Below are 15,871 nucleotides of genomic sequence, written 5' to 3'. Positions count from 1 at the left end.
TACTCACTGAGCAACCGCACCGAACCGGCAATCAACAGCGAACGGGGCAAATCGGCAGCCCGGCAGACTCAAGGTTGCCTGCGTTCGCGGTGATTGTGTTCACGCGCCGGACGGTGGCCGCAGATCATCCCCGTCCCGTAACTTGTGCTGGGTTCACGGGGGAAGCGAGAAACGCTCCGAGGCCGAGACAAGGTCCGGCTGCTGTGCGACGAGCGGGCGAGTGGGGACCACATCACCCGGCGGTCGTCCCCCGCCGTACGGAATGTCGATCCTCCGGAGAAACCCCTGCGTCGCCGCCTGCCCCTCTGGCCGATCCCTCTGCTGTGGACCCTCGCCCTCGGGCTGTGGGGGCTGTCCCGGCAGCACAGTGTGTGGCGGGACGAGGCCGCGACCTGGCAGGTGGCCCGGCGGTCCGCAGGCGACATATGGCACATGCTGGGGCAGGTCGATGCCGTGCACGGGCTCTACTACCTGCTGATGCACGTGCTCTTCGAGTGCTTCGGGCCCGGTACCACGACCCTGCGGCTGCCCTCCGTCCTGGCCATGGCGGTGGCGGCGGCCTGTGTGGCGGTCATCGGCCGACGGCTGGCCGGGGCCTGGGCGGGCCTGGCGGGAGGGCTGGCGTTCGGGCTGCTCCCGGCCGTGCAGTTCTATCTCCAGGAGGGCCGCCCGTACGCGCTGATCGCGGCCGGGGCCGGGATCGCCACCCTGCTGCTGGTGACCGTCCTTCAGGGGCGCGGCCGAGCGGTGCACTGGGCCGCGTACGCGGGCACCGTGGCGGTGTGCGGGCTGCTGAACTGGCTGTCGCTGCTGATCCTGCCCGCGCACCTGGCGACCCTGCTCTGGACGCGGGCCGGGTGGCGGACATGGCTGCGGTGGGCGGTGGCCGCGACGGTCGCCGTGGTGGCTGTGCTGCCGTTGATCCTGTTCAGCCGGCGCCAGTCCGCGCAGGTCTCCTGGATCCCGCCGCTGACCTGGGACATGTTGATCGGCCCCGCGATCCTGCTGGCGATCGGCGCTCTCGGTGCCCTGCTGGACCGGCCGCGCGCGGGCCGGCTTTCCGTGGCCGCCGTCGGACTGCCGCTGCTCGCGGTACCGCAGCTCGGCCTCCTCGGACTCTCCCTGGTCCGGCCGCTGTTCCTGGACCGCTACGTCCTGTTCAGCATGCTGGGGCTGGCCCTGCTGATCGGCACGGCGCTGGGCACGGCCGTACGCGCGGCCCGGCCGCGGTTCCCGAGGGCGTCGACGTGGCTGGTCCCGGTGGTGGTCACCGTGGCGGTCGTAGCGCTGTTGCCGCAGTCGCTGGCCAAGCGGTCTCCGGCCAGCCGGGTGGACGACGTCCTGGCCGTGGCGGCGGACGTGCGGCGGCTGAAGCACACCGGGGACGCGGTGGTCTTCATACCGGCGGCCCGGCGCGACACCGCCCTCGTCCGCCCCGCCGACTTCGCCGGGCTGCGGGACGTCGCGCTCGCGCAGAGCCCTGTGGCGTCGGGGACGTTGAAGGGTGAGGAGGCGGGACCCGCCCGGATACGGAGCGCGATGTTGGCACAGCGGCGCATACTGCTGGTCACCGACGTGCCCGGGGTGGCCCGGCCGGTGTCGGCAAAGCGGGACCAGGCGAAGACGGCCGTGCTGAAGGAGCACTTCAGAGTGGTGGCGGACGTACAGGTCCGCGGGCGGCGTGTGACGGCGTACGAAAGGCTCGGGACGGCGGACAACGGCGGCCTGCGCGGCTGAGGGCCCGGCCGCCACTCCCCCGGCCGGGCCCCGTCAGCGGAACTTCAGTGGAACTGCGGCACGATCAGATAGATCCCGTACGCCACCACCGCCGCGCAGGCGACGAAGCAGAGCCCGGCCTGGGCGACGGCGAAGGCGGACGTGCCGCCGCCCTCGTCGCGCGCCCCTTCGTGGCGGGCCAGGCCCAGCACGCCGAGGGCGAAGACGGTGACCACGGCCACCGTGACGGCGAGGCTCACCGCGGCGACCTGGCCGAGTGCGGTCCAGTCGAGGTTCATGATGTGAACTCCCCTTGTCTCGTACGGCCGTGTCTCGTACAGCCGTGTCTCAGGCGGCCGTGTGTCGCGCGGCCGCTTCTCAGGCGGCCGTGCCGACCTTCGTCGGCTCCGCGGTGCGGAGCGTGACCTCGTGGGTGTCGTTGACGTTGTGCGCGGACACCGGGTTGCGGCGGGAGGCGAGCACGATGCCGCCGGCCACCGCCGCGCCGACCAGCGCGACCACGGCCGTACCGATGTCGCCGCCGTGCTTGACCACGCTCGCCGAGACGCCGCCGACCAGCGCGGCGGCGGGCAGAGTGATCAGCCAGGCCACGACCATGCGCCCGGCCACGCCCCAACGGACCTCCGCCAGGCGGCGGCCCAGCCCGGCGCCGAGGATGCTTCCGGAGGCGACCTGCGTGGTGGACAGGGCGAAACCCAGGTGGGCCGAGGTCAGGATCACCGTGGTGGACGCGGTCTCGGCGGCGAAGCCCTGCGGCGACTGGATCTCCGTCAGGCCTTTGCCCATCGTCCGGATGATCCGCCAGCCGCCGAGATAGGTGCCGAGGCCGATGGCCAGGCCGGCCGAGGCGATCACCCACAGGGGCGGGCCCGCGTCGTGGCCCAGCGCGCCCGCCGAGATCAGGGTCAGCGTGATGACGCCCATCGTCTTCTGCGCGTCGTTGGTGCCGTGAGCCAGGGAGACGAGCGATGCGGAGGCGATCTGGCCGACGCGGAAGCCCTTGGTGACGGACTGCTTGCGGGCGCGAGAGGTGAGCCTGTACGCCAGGTACGTGGCCAGCAGCGCCGCGACCCCCGCCACCAGCGGCGAGGCCACCGCGGGGATCAGCACCTTCTCGACAACCTTGTCAAAGTGCACGCCATGCGACCCCGCGCCCACCCAGACGGCCCCGATCAACCCGCCGAACAACGCGTGCGACGAGCTGGACGGCAGCCCGACCAGCCAGGTGAGCAGATTCCACAGGATCGCCCCGACCAGGCCCGCGAAGATCATGCCCGGGGTGACGAGTGCGTCGTCCACGATGCCCCCGGAGATCGTCTTGGCGACCTCGGTGGACAGAAAGGCACCGACGACGTTCAGGACGCCGCTGATGAGTACCGCCGTCTTCGGTTTGAGCGCCCCCGTGGCGATGGAGGTGGCCATCGCGTTCGCCGTGTCGTGGAATCCGTTGGTGAAGTCGAAAGCGAGGGCCGTCACAATGACGACCGCCACCAGGAACGTGATGTGGTCCATTCCCCAATGCAAACAAGCGCGGACCAATTCGCGGAGAACCCACGGCAAAGCGTGTCCCAGGAGCCGACGCGCGATTGGTAAGGGTCCCGCAAAGCCCGCATGGTGAAGCTCCAGGGCGTCGAGGGCGTCCAGGGCGCCGCCGCGGCCGCGGCAGGCCCGCGCCGCATCGACGGATCTACGATCGCCCCATGAGCATCCGCTGGACCTACGCCTTCGTCGACCGCCCCGCCGCGTCCTTCGCCCGGGCCCACGCCTTCTGGGCCGCGGTGACGGACACGCGGCTGTCCGAATTCCGGGGCGAGCAGGGGGAGTTCGTGACCCTGCTGCCGGGCGGCGGGGCCGACGCCTGTGTGAAGGCCCAGGGCGTCGACTCGGGTGCCGGTGGGGCACATCTCGACTTCGCCGTGGCCGACGTACCGGAATTCGTGGCGTCGGCACTTCGGCAGGGTGCGGGCACCGTCGCCGAGCACGAGGGCTGGGCCGTGCTGCGCTCGCCCGCCGGGCAGTCGTTCTGTGCCGTGCCCTGGCACGGGGAGTCGGTGCGGCCGCCCGTGGTGCGCGGCAGCCGGCTCGACCAGCTCTGCCTGGACGTACCGCCGTCGCTGTACGACACCGAAGTCGCCTTCTGGAGCGGCCTGTTGGCAGGCTGGGCGTCGGCGCCCGGCTCTCGCCCCGAGTTCCACGTGCTCAGGCCTCCGACCGGGCTGCCCGTCCGCATCCTGCTCCAGCGGCTCGGCGAGGAGCGGCCCGAGGAGGAGCGGCCCGGAGAGGACCGTCCCGCCTCCGCCCATCTGGACCTCGCCTGCGCCGACATCGCGGCCACTCGCGCCCGGCACGAGGAACTGGGCGCGACGTTCGTCTCCCAGGGCGCAAGCTGGACGGTGATGCGCGATCCGGCGGGCGGCATCTACTGCCTGACGGGCCGCGACCCGGAGACGGGCGGGCTGCCTAGCGCCCGCTGACGACGCAGAGGACCACCCCCGCTCCGTCCTCGTCGAGCGTGGGACTGGGGCAGGCCGTCGCCCACCCCTTCGGCGTCGACGGCGTCGGACTGGCCTCCTCCCAGCCGTACGGCCCCGGCGACTCCGCCGCGTCCCGCAACCACAGCGTCGCCCCGCCCGCGACGGCCACGACGATCACCCACACCACCCCGACCCACCGCCATAACCGGCGGCGCCCGCTCACCCCCACGGCTCCACATCCACCACCGCGTCCACCCGAATGGGCCCGTACACATGCGGGAACTCCTCGCCCCCGGGCTCCGGCGCCTCGTACCTCAGCGGTACATCGAGCCGCGCGGGGTCCACGACCAGCACCACCAGTTCGTCGGGGCCGTCGTAGGAGCCGTACAGAAAGGCCGCCACGGCCGGGAGTTGGGCACGGGTCGAGCAGTGGATGAAGCCCTCGTCCCGGAGCGTGCGGCCGCGTGTCGAGATCTCGTACGTGCCGTGCTCGCGCGCCGCGTCCCACAGGGAACGTTCGGTGATGTGGAGGATGTACGTCTGTTCGGGCATGGGCCCACGCTACGGCCCGAGCCGTGCCGCACGCGCGTGCAAATAGCGCTGCTCCGGCAGGCTCAGGGTCTTGGCGGCCGCGGCCTTGTAGGCGGCGCGGGCCTCGTCGTGGGCGCCCGCCCGCTCCAGGAGGTGGCCGCGTACCGCGTCCAGCCGGTGCCCGGCACCCAACTCGTCGTCCAGCACGGCCAGTTCGGCAAGACCCGCACGCGGGCCCCGGACCATGGCGACGGCGACCGCCCGGTTGAGCCGCTCGACGGGTCCGGGGACGAGGCGTACGAGAACGTCGTAGAGGCCGAGGATCTCCTGCCAGTCGGTCGCCTGCGCCGAGGGGGCCTCGTCGTGGACGGCGGCGATGGCGGCGCGCAGCTGGTACGGGCCGGCGCGGCCCCGCGACAGGGCGCGGGTGACCAGGGCGACGCCCTCCTCGATCGCGGCCTTGTCCCAGCGGTCGCGGTCCTGTTCGTCGAGGGGGACGAGCTCGCCGTGCGGGCCGGTGCGCGCGTCGCGGCGGGCGTCGGTGAGCAGCATCAGGGCCAGCAGGCCGGCCGCCTCCCCGTGGTCGGGGAGGAGCCGGTGGACCGCGCGGGCCAGCCGGATCGCCTCGCCCGCGAGGTCCCGCCGCGTCAGGCTCGTGCCGGAGGTCGCCGTATAGCCCTCGTTGAAGATCAGGTACAGGGTCTGCAGGACCGCGGGCAGCCGGTCCTCCCAGTTGTCGGGGCGCCCGAACCGCACGCCGCGGACCTTCTGCTTGGCCCGGCTGATGCGCTGCGCCATGGTCGCCTCGGGGACCAGATAGGCGCGGGCGATCTCCGCCGTGGTCAGACCGCCGACGGCCCGCAGGGTCAGGGCGATCTGGGCGGGCGGGGTCAGGTCGGGGTGGCAGCACAGGAAGAGCAGGGTGAGGGTGTCGTCCTCGCGGGGAGAACGGTCGGTCCCCGGCGCCGGTGCCGTGAACGCATCCCGTGGCGTCAGCGCCGCGGCCTTCTCCTCCCGAGCCCGGCGCGCCTGCTCCGCGCGCAGGGCGTCGGTCAGCCGGCGTGCGGCGACCTTGATCAGCCAGCCGCGTGGATTGCCGGGGACGCCGGCCCGCGGCCACTGCTCGGCCGCCGCGAGCAGCGCCTCCTGTACGGCCTCCTCGGCGGTGTCGAAGTGGCCGTACCGTCGCACCAGCGCGCCGAGGACCTGCGGCGCGTGGCGGCGCAGCAGGTCCTCGGTCTCGGGTGTGGCGCTCATGTACGGCTCAGCAGATGTCCCCGGAACCGTCCAGGATGGGCCGGATCACCACCGGGTAGACGGGGGCACCGGCCGGCTGGGGGCAGCGGGCGACGCGCTCGGCGATCTCGGTGACCCGCTCCAGGCTCGCGCAGTCCAGCACCCAGTAGCCGGCCAGCAGCTCCTTGGTCTCGCTGTACGGCCCGTCGGTGATCACCGCCTTGCCGTCGTCGCCCAAGGTGACGTGCCGGACCTTCGCGGGCTCGGCCAGTCCCTGTCCGTCGATCATCTCGCCGCTCTCGGCGAGGTCGTCGTTGATGGCCTGCATGTAGGCGTACATCGCCTGGATCTCGTCCTGACTCCAGGCCACCGAGTGCTCGGACGCCTTGCCCTGCATCGCCTCGTAGTCCGCCTGGGTGCCCTGCACCATGACCAGGTACTTCATCGGTCCGCTCCTTCGTTTGCGTCGGCTCGGGCCGCCCGTGCGGGCGGCTCTCACAGGGGACGTCGGAGCCGGGCCGGGATTCTCGACACGGGTTCAGGAATTTTTCGCGGTGGGTGCCTCGGGCTGCTCGGGCTGCTGGTCGCGCTTCGGCTCGTGCCTGGGCTCGTGCTTCGGCTCGTGCCTGGGCTCGTGCTTCGGCTCGTGCTTGCGCGCGTGCTTTTCCTCGTGCTCGGCGTCGCCCTCGGTGTACGCGTCGCACTCGGGGTTCCGGCAGGGGCCGGGCACCCATGTGGGGACCCAGGCGCCCAGCGTCTTGTGGCGCCGGACGACCGTATCGACGGGCTGTCCGCATTCGGGACAGACGTGCTCTTCGCTGCCCATGTCCTCAGGGTAGGGCGGGATACCGCTCAGCGCTTCCTGCTGTACGTACGGACCACGGCGCCGTTGCCGAACGACCGCACCCCGTCGAGGGTGAACTCCGTGACGGCGAAGTCCGAGCCGAACATCGGCATGCCCGTGCCGTACACGATGGGGTAGGACTTGATGACGAGCTCGTCGATCTCGTCGATCAGTTCACCCGCGATCTGCGAGCCACCGCACAGGTAGATGCCGAACTCGCTGTCCTCCTCCTTGAGTTCGCGCACCTTGGCGACCAGGTCGTCGCCGATGATCTCGACGTTCGGGTCGGGTGACTCGGTCAGGGTGCGCGAGGCGACGTACTCGCGCAGATGGGCGTAGGGGCTGGTGTCACCCTCCTTCAGGGCCAGGTCGTAGCTGCCGCGGCCCTGGATGACGGTGTCGAACCTCTTGTTCTCCAGGTCGTCGAGGCCGAGCGCCCGACGGCCCTGGGTCGGCAGGGTCTCCGGGTACTCGCTCTTGAGGAAGGCGAAGTACTCCTCGTCGACGAAGGCGAGCATCGCCGACGCGTCTCCGCTCGGGTCCCCGATGAAGCCGTCGAGCGAGCAGGCGATGAAGTAGGTGAGCTTTCGCAAGCCGGTCTCTTTTCGTAGGCTGGTCAACCACTTCGGTTGTAGTGCTTCATTTGTAGTGCTTCATCTGTAGTGGTTGCAAGGGTATTTTGGAACCGGCTGGAAGTGAGAGAGGGGATTCCGTATGGCGGGCAATCCGGAGCGCCGGGCCGCCCTCGTCGACGCGGGCGTCGAGGTGCTGGCCCGCGAGGGGGCGCGCGGGCTGACGTTCCGCGCGGTGGACGCCGAGGCGGGGGTGCCGGTCGGCACCGCCTCCAACTACTTCACCGGGCGCGACGACCTGCTCCGCCAGATCGACGCCCGGCTGCACGTGCGGCTGGCGCCCGACCCCGAGGTGATCGCCGGGCTGATGACCCGGCCGAAGGACCGCTCCCTGGTCGCCGCCTTCATGCACGACCTGATGGCCCGCGCCACCCGCGACCGAACGGGCTATCTGGCCCTGCTGGAGATGCGCCTGGAGGCCAACCGGCGCCCCGAACTGCGCTCCTCCTTCACCAAGTCGGTGCGCGGCGACCTGGAGGAGGGCATGGAGTTCCACCGCAACGCCGGGCTACCCGGCGGCGACGAGGTCGTCACCGTGCTCTATCTCGCGATGCTCGGGCTGCTCCTGGAGCACCTGACGCTGCCGGACGTGCTGGACGGCGTCCTGCCCGGGGTGAGCGTGCCGGACGGGCTGGTCGAGCGGATCGTGGAGTTGGTCGTACCGAAGGGGTAGATCAGGGCCGCCGGGGTCGGCTCAGCCGCGCGGCTCGCGCCACATCGGCCACATCCGGGGGCCGTCCGGGAGGTCGAGGGGACGGCCCTCGGGTTCGAAGCCGAGGCGCTCGTACAGCTTCCGGCTGCGCTCGCTGCTCGCCTCCAGATAGGCGGGCAGGCCGTCCCGGTCGCAGCGGTCGAGGACCGAGTTCATGAGCGCGGTACCGAGCCCCTCGCCCTGGTGCTCGGGTGCCACGGCGATCATCCACAGGTATTCGTGCGCACGGCCGGAAGGATGGATACCGGCCGTCAGACGGCCGATCAGCTCGACGCGCTCGTTCTCCGGGTCGACGGCCTCGCGCAGCCGCGCGGGCCCTTCGTCGTCATGGTCCTGCTCGTCGGCCGGCACCGACATCCACAGCGCGCACGCCGTGCCGTCCTCGGTGACGTCGATACGGCCGACGGAGAACACGATGTCGGTGAACGCGGCCATCAGCTCGGGGTGGACGCTACGACGGTGCTCCTCGCCGGGGAACACCCAGCCGCTGACCGGATCGTCCTGGAAGGCCGCGTCCAGCAGCCGGACCACCAGCTCCCGGTCCCCCGCGCCCGCCGTCCGGATCCGCACACCCATGTCCACCCGCCCCTTCACGTCAACCGGCCTTGATCGTAAGGCGATCGGAGCGGGCGTGCCGTCCGCGGAACGACTTTGTCGAGATCTGTCCGGTACACAGGGACGGCCCGCCGGCAGGTACGCAGACCGGTACGCAGGGACGGGCCCCGCACACCGTGGGGATGTGCGGGACCCGCCGGCCCGGAGCCGCCCGGCGGCCGTACGGGGTCAGGAACCGTACGGCCCCGAGGGCTCCGGGGTCTCGACGACCGTCGGCCGCCGCGGCCGGACGATACGGCCTGCGGCTGCCGCGGCCCTCAGTTGCTGCGCCGCGTCACGTACTCCGCGAGTGCCAGCAGTCCGCCCGCCTGCTCCGGGTCGGGGACCGCGCGGGCCAGTTCCTGCATGGCGCGGGCCATCCGGTCGGCGGCCTGGGCCTGCGCCCAGTCACGGCCACCCGCCCGCTCGACGGCGAGGGCGGTCGCCTGCAGGTCCTCCTTGTCGTACGGCGTTTCGTACAGCGCGGCCAGTTCCGCCGCCGCCGGACCGCCGGCGTTCAGCGCGGCGACGACCGGCAGGGACTTCTTGCGGGCGGCGAGGTCCGCGCCGGCCGGTTTGCCGGTGTGGCTCGGGTCGCCCCATATGCCGATCACGTCGTCGATGAGCTGGAAGGCGAGCCCGGCCTCCCGGCCGAACGCGTCCAGCGCCGCCACGTCCGCGTCCGCCGCGCCCGCGTACAGCGCGCCGATGGCGCAGGCGCACCCGAGCAGCGCACCGGTCTTGGCCTCGGCCATGCCGAGCACCTCGTCGAGGCCGACGTCTCCGGGGCCCCGCTTCTCCATCGCCGTGTCCGCGTGCTGGCCGGCGCACAACTCGACGACGCAGGACGCGAGGCGGGCGGCGGCGGCCGTGGACGCCGGGTGCGGGTCCTCGGCGAGCAGCCGCAGGGCCAGCGCCTGGAGGGCGTCCCCGGCGAGGATCGCGTCGGCGTCGCCGAACACCGTCCATACGGTGGGCCGGTGCCGTCGGGTGGTGTCCCGGTCCATCACGTCGTCGTGCAACAGCGTGAAGTTGTGCACCAGTTCCACCGCCACAGCGGCCCGTACGACCGCCGCCCGCGCCCCCGGTCCGCCGAGCGCGGCGGCCGCGGTGAGCACAAGGGCGGGACGGATCGCCTTGCCCGCGTTGTCCGCCGCCGGAGTGCCGTCCGGGTGCTCCCAGCCGAAGTGGTAGCGCGCGATCCGGCGCATGGAGGGCGGCAACGACTCGACGGCGGCGCGCAGTTCGGGGTCGACCGACGCCCGCACGTGCTCCAGGATCACCGCCGCCTCGGGCCCGTCGAGCGGACCCGCCCCGCCGTCCATGTCGGTCGTGATCGGCCTTCGCCTTTCGAGCGTCTCGGTGGACGGCCGCGCCCCGGCAGGGCGCTGCTCGGTCTCCGTCATGAACTCACCCATGGCATCGCCTCGGAGAGCCGGTGGACGGTGGCCCCTCCGCCGCGGCGGGGCAGGTCACCGCCAGCGCCCGATCTCGACGTTCTCCAGCACACCGAGGGCGTCCGGCACCAGGACCGCGGCCGAGTAGTAGGCCGTCACCAGGTACTTGATGATGGCCTGTTCGTTGATGCCCATGAAGCGGCAGGACAGGCTCGGCTCGATCTCGTCCGGGATTCCGGCCTGCTGGAGCCCGATGACACCCTGCTCCGCCTCACCGGTACGCATGGCGATGATCGAGGTCGTACGGGCCTCGGTGACCGGGATCTTGTTGCACGGGTAGATCGGGACACCACGCCAGGTGGGGATGCGGTTGCCGGCGATCTCGATCGTCTCGGGGACGAGCCCGCGCTTGTTCAGCTCGCGCCCGAACGCGGAGATCGCGCGCGGGTGGGCGAGGAACAGTTTGGTGCCGCGCCGCCGGCAGAGCAGCTCGTCCATGTCGTCGGGGCTGGGCACGCCGTCGTGCGGCTGGAGCCGCTGGTCGTACTCGCAGTTGTTGAGCAGCCCGAACTCGCGGTTGTTGATGAGTTCGTGCTCCTGGCGTTCCTTCAGGGCCTCCACGGTCAGCCGGAGCTGCTGCTCGGTCTGGTTCATCGGCTGGTTGTAGAGGTCGGCCACGCGGGTGTGGATGCGCAGCACCGTCTGGGCGACGCTCAGTTCGTACTCACGGGGCCTGGCCTCGTAGTCGACGAAGGTGTGCGGGATGTCGGGCTCGCCGCTGTGTCCGGCGGCGAGGTCGATCTCCTTCTCGCCGTACTTGTTGGTGCGCTGTTCGGGGATGGCCCGCAGCTGTTCGAGGTGCCCGCGCAGGGAGTCGGCGCGCTCGGCGATCTGCTCGACATCCTGGCGGGACAGGACGAGCACCGTGCACGCGGTGACCGCCCGGGCCGTGTACTCCCAGATCGCATCCGAGTCGAGCAGCGCCTGCTCACCGAGGTAGGCCCCATCGGCGAGGACCCCCAGGGACTCGTCCTCCCCGTACGGACCGGTGCCGATCTTCTCCACCCTGCCGTGCGCCAGGAGGTACACCTCGTCGGTCTGGCCGCCGAACGAGGCGATCACGTTCCCCGCCGCGAACTCCCGCTGCTGGCAGCGCTGGGCGAGCTCGGCGAGCACCTCTTCGTCCTCGTACGACCGCAGAGCGGGCAGTTCGGTCAGCTCGGCGGGGATGACCTCGACCCGGTCGCCGGTCTTCACGAACGTGATACGGCCGTCTCCGACGGCGTAGGTCAGACGCCGGTTCACCCGGTACGTGCCGCCCTGCACATTCACCCATGGCAGCATGCGCAGCAGCCAGCGGGAGCTGATCTCCTGCATCTGGGGCGCGGACTTGGTGGTGGTGGCCAGGTTCCGCGCCGCCGCTGTGCCCAGACTCTGCTGCGGCTTGTCCTGCTCCGTGCGGACCTCTTCGCCTACCGACATAAGGAATTGCCCTCCCGGTCGTGCACCGACGCCGATCTGGCGCCACGCATCGCGATCTGCACGACCGAGCCTTCCATCAGGGGGTGTGCCGGTGCTATTACCCGAAAGAGCGGGAATGGATCAACGGTTCACTGGGCAAATAGAGGGCTCTTGTCCACTCGTGGAACCTCGGCGGCCGTCCCGTCGGAATTGCTGCGATGTCCGAAATGACTCGCACACCGTGCGATTCGAGGAGTCCCGTCTGCCCGTTTTCGGTAAGTCACCGATACGAGCCGGCCGCGCACGGCGGCCGACGCAGGGCACGAAGGAGGCGGTCATGGCCACACCCATGTCCGCGAGCAGATTCCTGGAGAGACTCCGGGCGGAGGGCGCGACGGTCGTCGAGGTCGGCGACTGGGAGCACCACAACCGCAACCACGTCGGCCCGTGGGGTCCCGTCCACGGCGTGATGATCCACCACACGGTGACCCAGGGCAGCGCACACACCGTGGAACTCTGCCGCAACGGCTACGAAGGGCTCCCGGGCCCTCTCTGTCACGGCGTCATCACCAAGGACGGCAGGGTCCACCTCGTCGGCTACGGCCGCGCCAACCACGCCGGACTCGGCGACGACGACGTCCTGCGCGCGGTCATCGCGGAAAAGGCCCTGCCTCCCGACAACGAGGCCAACACCGACGGCAACCGCCACTTCTACGGCTTCGAGTGCGAGAACCTGGGTGACGGACAGGACCCGTGGCCGGAGCCCCAGCTGGAGGCGATCGAACGGGTCTCGGCCGCCGTCTGCCGCCATCACGGGTGGACGGAGCGGTCGGTGATCGGCCATCTGGAGTGGCAGCCGGGGAAGGTGGATCCGCGGGGGTTCACGATGGCGTGGATGCGGGAGCGGATCCGGGAGCGGCTGAAGTAGGACGGGGTGCGGGAGCAGCGCGGGCAGGGCAGCCGTACCTCCGGGGCCCGGGCGACAATGGCCGGGTGACCGGCCCCGACCTCACCGCCCTCCAGCCGCGGCTCCCCTCCCCCTTGCGGGAGGCGGCCGACGAGCGGTTCACGCGTCGTGGCGTCCGGCTGCTCCTCAAGCGCGACGACCTGATCCACCCGGAGCTGATCGGCAACAAATGGCGCAAGCTCGCGCCGAACCTGACGGCCGCGGCCGGCCGGCCGATCGTCACCTTCGGCGGCGCCTACTCCAACCACCTGCGCGCCACCGCCGCGGCCGGCCGGCTCCTCGGCGTGCCCACGGTCGGGGTGGTGCGCGGCCAGGAACTGGCCGACCAGCCCCTCAACCCGTCACTGACGCGATGCGTGGCCGACGGTATGCGGCTGCACTTCGTCGACAGATCGACGTACCGCCGCAAGTCCGACCCGCAGACGCAGGCGGCCATCCTGCGCGCGGCGGGCGCGGAGGGGGCGTACGTCGTCCCGGAAGGCGGCAGCAACGCCCTTGCCGTACGGGGGTGCCGGGCGCTCGGCGAGGAGGTGCGCGGGCAGGCCGACGTCGTCGCGATCGCCTGCGGCACGGGCGGGACGCTGGCCGGCCTCGCCGCGGGGCTCGACCCCGGTCAGCGGGCCCTCGGCATCCCCGTCCTCAAGGGCGGCTTCCTCGGCGACGACGTACGGCGCCTGCAGGCCGAGGCGTTCGGCGGTCCGCGCGGTGACTGGCGGCTGGACGAGCGGTTCCATTTCGGCGGGTACGCCCGGACGTCGCCGGAACTCGATGACTTCGCCGAGGAGTTCGAGGAACGGCATGGGGTGCCGGTCGAGCGTCTCTATGTCGCCAAGTTGTTGTACGGGCTTGTCGCGTTGGTGGAGGAGGGAGCCTTCGGGACGGGGGCCACGGTCGCCGCGGTGATCACGGGGGCTCCGTTCGCGGGGTGAGAGCCGAACGTGGGGCCGCTACGGGCGTTTCCGGCCGAACCTGCGCCTCGGTTTCTTCAAGGTCGGGAGTTGCCGCGCCGGCTTCCCGGAAACGCCGGGCGCTCGGTCGGCCGCCCCTTCCCGCTGACCGCGGCCCGCAAGGCCTCGACGGCGGCGGCCTCGTCCAGGCCGTGCAGGTTGGTGCGTACCTTCGCGGCGAACAGGGGATCGACGTCGTGGTTGCTCAGGGGCTCCACCGCGAGCGGAAGGATCCGGTCCCGACGGGCGACGACCGCGGACCGCTCCTCCTGGGTCCAACGCCCGTCCTCGAAGTACGACTTGGAGAGCAGAGCCACGACGGCGTCCGCCTTCTCCAGCCCCTTGTCCATCCGCTGGACGAAGTCGTCCCCGGTCCGCCAGTCCCACACGTCGAGCTCGACAAGGTGACCGTCCTGCTCCAGATGCCATGCCACCCACTCGGCCCACGACCGGTCCGCCCCCGCGTAGCTGATGAAGAACCGCTGTGAGCTGCCGGTCATCGAGCCCTCCCCCGAGTCACCCAGTACCGATCGTGTCCCGCCCATGATCCCCCGTCAGCGGCGCACGCGGTAGGGAGATGCGCACGCCGCCGTCCGGCCGCTCAGCCCGCCTCCCGATACGCCGCCGCCTCCTCCAGGTCCAGTCTGCGCAGCAGCGTCCGCAGCATCTCGTCATCGATATATCGACCGTCCCGCAGCTTCACGAACACCGTGCGCTCGGCGCCGATCACCTCACGGGACAGGCGCCGGTAGGTGTCGTCGACGGACTCGCCGGTGACCGGGTTGGCCTGGCCCAGCCGTTCCCAGACGGAGTTGCGGCGTCGTTCCAGGACGGCACGCAGGCGGTCGGCCAGCGGGCCCGGAAGGGCGTTGCGCTCGTCGGAGAGGAGCTCCTCCAGGCGGAGCTCGGCGACGCGGGAGGCCTGCGCCTGGGCGTTCGCCTCGGCGAGGGTCTCGGCCTGTACGTCCCGGCCGGGAAGTTTCAGGAGCCGGATCAGGGGCGGCAGCGTCACGCCCTGGACGACCAGCGTGCCGATGACCGTCGTGAAGGTCAGGAAGAGGATGAGGTTGCGCTCGGGGAAGGCCTCGCCGCCGTGCACCGTGAGCGGGATCGAGAAGGCGATGGCCAGCGAGACCACACCGCGCATCCCGGCCCAGGAGATGATGAACGGCCCCTTCCAGGTCGGGTTGTCCTCACGCTCCCGGATCCGGGCCGACAGCATGCGCGGCAGGAAGGTCGCCGGATACACCCACACGAACCGCGAGACGACGACCACGACGAAGACGGCGACCGCGTACCAGGCGGCGCGCCCGCCCTCGTACTCCCCGAGGCCCTTGAGGACCACCGGCAGCTGCAGTCCGATGAGCGCGAAGACCGCCGACTCCAGCACGAACGCGACCATCTTCCACACCGCCTCCTCCTGGAGCCGGGTGGCGAAGTCGACCTCCCACGCGCGGTGGCCCAGGTACAGCGCGACGACCACGACCGCCAGCACTCCGGAGGCGTGCACCTGCTCGGCTGCCGCGTACGCGACGAACGGGATGAGCAGCGAGAGCGTGTTCTGCAGCAGCGCTTCCTTCACATGCGTGCGCAGCCAGTGGATCGGCACCATCAGCACCACCCCCATCCCGATGCCGCCGAGCGCCGCGAGCAGGAACTCGCCGATGCCGCCGGCCCAGGTGGCGCCCTCTCCGACGGCGGCCGCGAGCGCCACGCGGTAGGCGGTGATCGCGGTGGCGTCGTTCACCAGGGACTCGCCCTGCAGGATCGTGGTGATCCGGGACGGCAGCCCCACCCGGCGCGCGACCGCCGTCGCCGCGACCGCGTCCGGCGGCGCCACCACCGCGCCCAGCACCAGCGCCGCGGTGAGCGGAAGATCCGGCACGACGAGATACGCGGCCCAGCCGACGGTGAAGGTCGCGAAGAGGACGTACCCCACCGACAGCAGCATCACGGGCCGCATCTGGGCCCGCAGATCGAGATACGAACTGTCCGTCGCCGCGGTGTGCAGCAGCGGGGGCAGCACCAGGGGCAGGACGATGTGCGGGTCGAGGGTGTAGTCGGGCACGCCCGGGAGGTACGACACCGCGAGGCCCGCGGCGACGAGCAGCAGCGGCGCCGGCACGGGGGACCGCCGGGCGGCCGCGGCCACCGCGGCACTACCCGCCACCAGCAACAGCAGGGGCATCACGTCCATGCTTCTCGCCCGCCCTCGTCCGTCACCGTGCCCACGCGCGCGTGCACCGTGGCACGGCGGCGCCCGCCCTCGATCGTCCGTCGTGGACCGCACTTGATCATCGCCGTACGCCCGCCCTCGTTTTTCCGCGCGGCCATCCTCG

19 protein-coding genes are annotated in these 15,871 nt (G+C 71.5%); 5 read left to right on the top strand and 14 right to left on the bottom strand.

What is annotated here, in order from left to right:
- Positions 1-285: 285 nt before the first annotated feature.
- Positions 286-1,737, top strand: coding sequence for a glycosyltransferase family 39 protein (locus ACIREI_RS15105; protein ID WP_403332944.1), 1,452 nt, complete (start codon positions 286-288; stop codon positions 1,735-1,737).
- 44 nt (positions 1,738-1,781) lie between these two features.
- Here ACIREI_RS15105 and ACIREI_RS15100 read toward each other — a convergent pair whose 3' ends face one another.
- Together ACIREI_RS15100 and ACIREI_RS15095 are read right to left on the bottom strand one after the other, a co-directional pair.
- Positions 1,782-2,015, bottom strand: a complete 234-nt coding sequence (locus ACIREI_RS15100) for a hypothetical protein (protein WP_403332461.1) — start codon at positions 2,013-2,015, stop codon at positions 1,782-1,784.
- A gap of 79 nt (positions 2,016-2,094) precedes the next feature.
- Complete coding sequence (locus ACIREI_RS15095) at positions 2,095-3,249, bottom strand: anion permease (RefSeq protein WP_403332458.1); 1,155 nt, start codon at positions 3,247-3,249, stop codon at positions 2,095-2,097.
- Between the two features lie 188 nt (positions 3,250-3,437).
- On the opposite strand from ACIREI_RS15095, the gene ACIREI_RS15090 reads away from it, so the two are divergent.
- Positions 3,438-4,211: a VOC family protein gene (locus ACIREI_RS15090; RefSeq protein ID WP_403332455.1), complete on the top strand. Its 774-nt coding sequence runs from the start codon at positions 3,438-3,440 to the stop codon at positions 4,209-4,211.
- Here the strand turns inward: ACIREI_RS15090 and ACIREI_RS15085 are convergent.
- The 6 genes from ACIREI_RS15085 to ACIREI_RS15060 form a co-directional block, all read right to left on the bottom strand.
- The gene (locus ACIREI_RS15085) at positions 4,198-4,434 is read right to left on the bottom strand and encodes a hypothetical protein (RefSeq protein ID WP_403332452.1); all 237 of its coding nucleotides are present in this window, start codon (positions 4,432-4,434) and stop codon (positions 4,198-4,200) included. The genes ACIREI_RS15090 and ACIREI_RS15085 overlap by 14 nt on opposite strands.
- The gene (locus ACIREI_RS15080) at positions 4,431-4,763 is read right to left on the bottom strand and encodes a DUF952 domain-containing protein (protein ID WP_403332449.1); all 333 of its coding nucleotides are present in this window, start codon (positions 4,761-4,763) and stop codon (positions 4,431-4,433) included. Before ACIREI_RS15080 ends, ACIREI_RS15085 begins: the two co-directional genes overlap by 4 nt.
- A 9-nt stretch (positions 4,764-4,772) precedes the next feature.
- Positions 4,773-5,999: an RNA polymerase sigma factor gene (locus tag ACIREI_RS15075; RefSeq protein WP_403332446.1), complete on the bottom strand. Its 1,227-nt coding sequence runs from the start codon at positions 5,997-5,999 to the stop codon at positions 4,773-4,775.
- Between the two features lie 7 nt (positions 6,000-6,006).
- Positions 6,007-6,423, bottom strand: a complete 417-nt coding sequence (locus ACIREI_RS15070) for a YciI family protein (RefSeq protein WP_403332443.1) — start codon at positions 6,421-6,423, stop codon at positions 6,007-6,009.
- A gap of 93 nt (positions 6,424-6,516) precedes the next feature.
- Positions 6,517-6,804 (bottom strand): hypothetical protein, encoded by a 288-nt coding sequence (locus ACIREI_RS15065; protein ID WP_403332440.1) that lies wholly within the window; start codon positions 6,802-6,804, stop codon positions 6,517-6,519.
- 26 nt (positions 6,805-6,830) lie between these two features.
- Positions 6,831-7,415 carry a dihydrofolate reductase family protein gene (locus ACIREI_RS15060; RefSeq protein WP_403332438.1) on the bottom strand — a complete coding sequence of 195 codons (585 nt, stop codon included), beginning with the start codon at positions 7,413-7,415 and terminating at the stop codon, positions 6,831-6,833.
- Positions 7,416-7,536: 121 nt separating this feature from the next.
- Here ACIREI_RS15060 and ACIREI_RS15055 point away from each other — a divergent pair, with 121 nt between their 5' ends.
- Positions 7,537-8,127 carry a TetR/AcrR family transcriptional regulator gene (locus ACIREI_RS15055; protein ID WP_403332436.1) on the top strand — a complete coding sequence of 197 codons (591 nt, stop codon included), beginning with the start codon at positions 7,537-7,539 and terminating at the stop codon, positions 8,125-8,127.
- 21 nt (positions 8,128-8,148) lie between these two features.
- Here the strand turns inward: ACIREI_RS15055 and ACIREI_RS15050 are convergent, their stop codons facing one another.
- The 3 genes from ACIREI_RS15050 to ACIREI_RS15040 all read right to left on the bottom strand — a co-directional run bounded on the left by ACIREI_RS15050 (position 8,149) and on the right by ACIREI_RS15040 (position 11,639).
- Complete coding sequence (locus ACIREI_RS15050; protein WP_403332433.1) at positions 8,149-8,742, bottom strand: GNAT family N-acetyltransferase; 594 nt, start codon at positions 8,740-8,742, stop codon at positions 8,149-8,151.
- 296 nt (positions 8,743-9,038) lie between these two features.
- Complete coding sequence (locus tag ACIREI_RS15045) at positions 9,039-10,178, bottom strand: family 2 encapsulin nanocompartment cargo protein polyprenyl transferase (RefSeq protein ID WP_403332430.1); 1,140 nt, start codon at positions 10,176-10,178, stop codon at positions 9,039-9,041.
- Between the two features lie 54 nt (positions 10,179-10,232).
- On the bottom strand, positions 10,233-11,639 hold the full coding sequence (locus tag ACIREI_RS15040) for a family 2B encapsulin nanocompartment shell protein (protein ID WP_403332427.1): 1,407 nt from the start codon (positions 11,637-11,639) through the stop codon (positions 10,233-10,235).
- A gap of 316 nt (positions 11,640-11,955) precedes the next feature.
- Between ACIREI_RS15040 and ACIREI_RS15035 the strand changes: the two genes are divergently transcribed.
- Positions 11,956-12,546: an N-acetylmuramoyl-L-alanine amidase gene (locus ACIREI_RS15035; protein ID WP_403332424.1), complete on the top strand. Its 591-nt coding sequence runs from the start codon at positions 11,956-11,958 to the stop codon at positions 12,544-12,546.
- Positions 12,547-12,611: 65 nt separating this feature from the next.
- A complete protein-coding gene (locus ACIREI_RS15030) occupies positions 12,612-13,514 on the top strand; it encodes a 1-aminocyclopropane-1-carboxylate deaminase/D-cysteine desulfhydrase (RefSeq protein WP_403332421.1) in 903 nt (300 codons plus the stop codon).
- Between the two features lie 56 nt (positions 13,515-13,570).
- Here ACIREI_RS15030 and ACIREI_RS15025 read toward each other — a convergent pair whose 3' ends face one another.
- From ACIREI_RS15025 to ACIREI_RS15015, 3 genes are all read right to left on the bottom strand, one after another.
- On the bottom strand, positions 13,571-14,032 hold the full coding sequence (locus ACIREI_RS15025) for a toll/interleukin-1 receptor domain-containing protein (RefSeq protein ID WP_403332419.1): 462 nt from the start codon (positions 14,030-14,032) through the stop codon (positions 13,571-13,573).
- A 101-nt stretch (positions 14,033-14,133) separates the two neighbouring features.
- Positions 14,134-15,729 (bottom strand): Na+/H+ antiporter, encoded by a 1,596-nt coding sequence (locus ACIREI_RS15020; RefSeq protein WP_403332416.1) that lies wholly within the window; start codon positions 15,727-15,729, stop codon positions 14,134-14,136.
- Entirely contained in the window at positions 15,720-15,866 is a 147-nt protein-coding gene (locus tag ACIREI_RS15015) for a hypothetical protein (protein WP_403332413.1), read from the bottom strand. The genes ACIREI_RS15020 and ACIREI_RS15015 overlap by 10 nt, the downstream gene beginning before the upstream one ends.
- Positions 15,867-15,871 lie beyond the last annotated feature (5 nt).

It is taken from the genome of Streptomyces sp. NPDC093591 (assembly GCF_044764885.1).
In the GTDB taxonomy this organism is placed as follows: domain Bacteria; phylum Actinomycetota; class Actinomycetes; order Streptomycetales; family Streptomycetaceae; genus Streptomyces.
The sequence above is the reverse complement of the archived record's forward strand: the minus strand, read 5'-3'. Positions and strand labels throughout refer to the sequence as shown.

Coding starts and splice junctions, on each gene's coding strand:
- ACIREI_RS15100 (WP_403332461.1), bottom strand. CDS start 2,015: ATGAACCTCGACTGGACCGCACTCGGCCAGGTCGCCGCGGTGAGCCTC.
- ACIREI_RS15095 (WP_403332458.1), bottom strand. CDS start 3,249: ATGGACCACATCACGTTCCTGGTGGCGGTCGTCATTGTGACGGCCCTC.
- ACIREI_RS15090 (WP_403332455.1), top strand. CDS start 3,438: ATGAGCATCCGCTGGACCTACGCCTTCGTCGACCGCCCCGCCGCGTCC.
- ACIREI_RS15080 (WP_403332449.1), bottom strand. CDS start 4,763: ATGCCCGAACAGACGTACATCCTCCACATCACCGAACGTTCCCTGTGG.
- ACIREI_RS15075 (WP_403332446.1), bottom strand. CDS start 5,999: ATGAGCGCCACACCCGAGACCGAGGACCTGCTGCGCCGCCACGCGCCG.
- ACIREI_RS15070 (WP_403332443.1), bottom strand. CDS start 6,423: ATGAAGTACCTGGTCATGGTGCAGGGCACCCAGGCGGACTACGAGGCG.
- ACIREI_RS15065 (WP_403332440.1), bottom strand. CDS start 6,804: ATGGGCAGCGAAGAGCACGTCTGTCCCGAATGCGGACAGCCCGTCGAT.
- ACIREI_RS15055 (WP_403332436.1), top strand. CDS start 7,537: ATGGCGGGCAATCCGGAGCGCCGGGCCGCCCTCGTCGACGCGGGCGTC.
- ACIREI_RS15050 (WP_403332433.1), bottom strand. CDS start 8,742: ATGGGTGTGCGGATCCGGACGGCGGGCGCGGGGGACCGGGAGCTGGTG.
- ACIREI_RS15045 (WP_403332430.1), bottom strand. CDS start 10,178: ATGGGTGAGTTCATGACGGAGACCGAGCAGCGCCCTGCCGGGGCGCGG.
- ACIREI_RS15040 (WP_403332427.1), bottom strand. CDS start 11,639: ATGTCGGTAGGCGAAGAGGTCCGCACGGAGCAGGACAAGCCGCAGCAG.
- ACIREI_RS15035 (WP_403332424.1), top strand. CDS start 11,956: ATGGCCACACCCATGTCCGCGAGCAGATTCCTGGAGAGACTCCGGGCG.
- ACIREI_RS15025 (WP_403332419.1), bottom strand. CDS start 14,032: ATGACCGGCAGCTCACAGCGGTTCTTCATCAGCTACGCGGGGGCGGAC.
- ACIREI_RS15020 (WP_403332416.1), bottom strand. CDS start 15,729: ATGGACGTGATGCCCCTGCTGTTGCTGGTGGCGGGTAGTGCCGCGGTG.
- ACIREI_RS15015 (WP_403332413.1), bottom strand. CDS start 15,866: ATGGCCGCGCGGAAAAACGAGGGCGGGCGTACGGCGATGATCAAGTGC.